This is a genomic window from Streptomyces sp. (genome assembly GCF_031178505.1).
Taxonomy (GTDB): Bacteria; Actinomycetota; Actinomycetes; order Streptomycetales; family Streptomycetaceae; genus Streptomyces; species Streptomyces gulbargensis.
This window is the reverse complement of the sequence record NZ_JAPSIW010000827.1, coordinates 1-2,954: the sequence shown is the minus strand read 5'-3', so window position 1 is coordinate 2,954 and position 2,954 is coordinate 1. Positions and strand designations below refer to the sequence as shown.

The 2,954-nt window shown below is 70.9% G+C and carries 2 protein-coding genes and 1 pseudogene; 2 read left to right on the top strand and 1 reads right to left on the bottom strand.

The features are described from left to right. Positions 1–55: 55 nt before the first annotated feature. The gene (locus RIF68_RS32995; RefSeq protein WP_309055094.1) at positions 56–745 is read right to left on the bottom strand and encodes a TetR family transcriptional regulator; all 690 of its coding nucleotides are present in this window, start codon (positions 743–745) and stop codon (positions 56–58) included. A gap of 165 nt (positions 746–910) precedes the next feature. Here RIF68_RS32995 and RIF68_RS32990 point away from each other — a divergent pair, with 165 nt between their 5' ends. Next, the gene (locus RIF68_RS32990) at positions 911–2,536 is read left to right on the top strand and encodes an MFS transporter (protein WP_309055093.1); all 1,626 of its coding nucleotides are present in this window, start codon (positions 911–913) and stop codon (positions 2,534–2,536) included. Positions 2,537–2,692: 156 nt separating this feature from the next. Further along, a pseudogene (locus RIF68_RS32985) lies at positions 2,693–2,954 on the top strand (hypothetical protein); the annotation flags it as partial.

Here is a 2,954-nt window from a genome sequence, read left to right as displayed (position 1 = left end):
CCGGTCCTCCCGCCGCCCGCCCGCCGTCGTTCCGGAGGACCCGGGTGCCGCCGGGTCAGGTGGTGGAGCCGTCCCGCCAGCGGAGCGCCAGGGCCGGGTTCAGGTGGTCGAGGTACCGCTCGGTGAGTTCCCGGATGGCGGCCAGGCTCTGGTCCGTACCCCGGCCCCACATCTGGGCGGTGACGCGCATCGCGGCACTGAAGGTGGCCACCGCGATCCTCGGACGCGGGTCCTCGTCGACGTCGAGGCCCTCGCGGTCGGCGACGATCCGGGAGATGGTCTCCTCCATCTCGGCGGACCGGCGCAGATGGGCGGCGAGCAGCGCGGGAGTGGACTCGATCATCCGGAAGGTGCGCAGGTGCAGCTCGACGGGGACGACCTCGGCGATCGCCTCACCGATGGTGTCCCACGCGCACAGCACCGCGTTCCGCATCGCGTCGAAGGGACCCTCCTGCGGCGGGCGCTGCGCGAGGGCGTGGACGAAGCGTTCCTCGACCATCCGCTGGACGGCGAAGGCGACCTCTTCCTTGGAGGCGAAGTACCGGAAGAAGGTGCGCTGGGAGACCTCGACGGCGTCGGCGATCTCGTCGACGGTGGTCCGCTCGTATCCCTGGGTCGTGAAGAGTTCCAGGGCCTCGCGGATCAGCGCGTCGCGGGTGCGCCGCTTCTTGCGCTCGCGCAGCCCGGGCGGGGACGCGGCGGCGGGTGCGCGCGGGGCGGGATCGCGCGGGCCGGGGTCGTCCAGGCCGGGAGTCTTCAGACCCGGGTCGTCCAGGCCGGGTGCGGGCGCGGTCAAAGAGCGTCCTTTCGGGGGTTTTCTTCCCTCTCAGCCTACCTGTGAGCTACGTGACAGTTACCGACGCGTGAATCGCTTTGTCAATTGTCAGCGACTGACACTAGCGTGGTCTGTATGACTAGTCAGACCACCGTGGAAAAGGCCTCGCAGGGTCAGGGGGGCGTCGGCCGGGACCCCGCGTCGGGGCCGGCGAAGGGCCTGCGCGGCCACCCCTGGCTGACCCTGTTCGCCGTCGCGGCCGGCGTGATGATGGTCGCGCTCGACGGCACGATCGTCGCCATCGCCAACCCCGCCATCAAGGAGGACCTCGGCGCCACCCTCGCCCAGGTCCAGTGGATCACCAACGGGTATCTGCTCGCGCTCGCCGTCGCCCTGATCACCGCCGGCAAGCTCGGTGACCGCTTCGGCCACCGCCAGACCTTCCTGATCGGCATCGCCGGCTTCGCCGCCGCCTCCGGCGCCATCGGCCTCTCCGACTCGATCGCGGCCGTCATCGGCTTCCGCGTCCTGCAGGGCCTCTTCGGCGCCCTGCTGATGCCGGCGGCACTCGGCCTGCTGCGCGCCACCTTCCCCGCCGAGAAGCTGAACATGGCCATCGGCATCTGGGGCATGGTCATCGGCGCCTCGACGGCCGGCGGCCCGATCGTGGGCGGCCTGCTCGTCGAGCACGTCAGCTGGCAGTCCGTCTTCTTCATCAACGTGCCGGTCGGCGTCCTCGCGCTCGTCCTCGGCCTGGTGATCCTCAAGGACCACCGCGCCGAGAACGCGCCGCGTTCGTTCGACATCCTCGGCATCGTGCTGCTCTCCGGCGCGATGGCCTCCCTGATCTGGGGCATCATCAAGGCCGGTGAGTCCTGGGGCTGGGCGAGCGGCAAGACCTGGGGCTGCCTGCTCGGCGCCGTCGTCCTCTTCGCGGTCTTCGCCGTCTGGGAGACCAAGGTCAAGGAGCCCCTGGTCCCGCTGGGCATGTTCCGCTCCGTGCCGCTCTCGGCCGGTGTGATCCTCATGGTCCTGATGGCCTTCGCCTTCATGGGCGGCCTCTTCTTCGTGACCTTCTACCTCCAGGGCGTCAAGGGCCTCAGCCCCGTCGACAGCGGTCTGCACCTGCTGCCGCTGACGGCGATGATGATCGTCTCCTCGCCGCTCGCGGGCGCGCTGATCACCAAGTTCGGTCCCCGGGTGCCGCTCGTCGGCGGCATGGTCTGCACCGCCGTCGCCATGTTCGGCATGATCTCGCTCTCGGCCGGTACGGGCGCGTTCGTGATGTCCCTGTGGTTCGCGCTGCTCGGTCTGGGCCTCGCCCCGGTCATGGTCGGGGCCACCGAGGTCATCGTCGGCAACGCGCCGCTGGAGCTGTCCGGTGTCGCGGGCGGTCTGCAGCAGGCCGCCATGCAGGTCGGCGGCGCGCTCGGCACGGCGGTGCTCGGTGCCGTCATGTCCTCCAAGGTCTCCAGCGCCTTCGCGGAGAACTGGAAGGCGGCCGGGATCCCGGCCCCGGCGGACCCGGCGCTGGAGCAGGCCGCCGAGTTCGGCATGGTGCCGCCGCAGATGGCGCAGGCCCCGGGCATGACGCCCGAGCTGTTCCAGCAGATCGGCGCGGTCATCCACAAGACCTTCCTCGACGGGATGGGTCTGGCCTTCACCGTGGCCGGTGCCGTGGCGGTGCTCGCGGCGCTCGTCGCCATGCTCACCAAGCGCGGCGAGAACGCGGAGGCGGGTGCGGGCGCGGCCCACATCTGAGCTGGTCACAGCCCTTTTCCATGAAGGCCCCGCCGGACCTGGTCCGGCGGGGCCTTCCCTCGTTCGGGTGAAGAAGCTCTGGCCCTCTTCTCAACGCCGTGTGACGTCCTCCAGAGTAATGATTACAGAGAGTGACGACATGGGGGTATGAGAGACATGCGAAACCTTGCGGTGAAGCGCCGCGCCCTGCCGACGGGAACGGCCCTGGCGGCCCTGCTCCTCCTCCTGGCCCTCCCGGCCACGGCGGACGCGGCGGGTACGGCGGAGGCGTCGGGTACGGCGGAGGTGTCAGGCTCGGCGGTGGCGTCGGGGACGGCGGGGCCACGGCCCGGGACCTCCGGCGGGACCGTCCTCGGTCCCTGCGGGCCCGGCCGGCTGTGCCTCTGGCCGAAGCCCGACTTCAAGGGCCGGGTGCGGA

Excerpts from the sequence above, each read along its gene's own strand:
- RIF68_RS32990 (WP_309055093.1), top strand. The coding sequence starts at position 911 with ATGACTAGTCAGACCACCGTGGAAAAGGCCTCGCAGGGTCAGGGGGGC.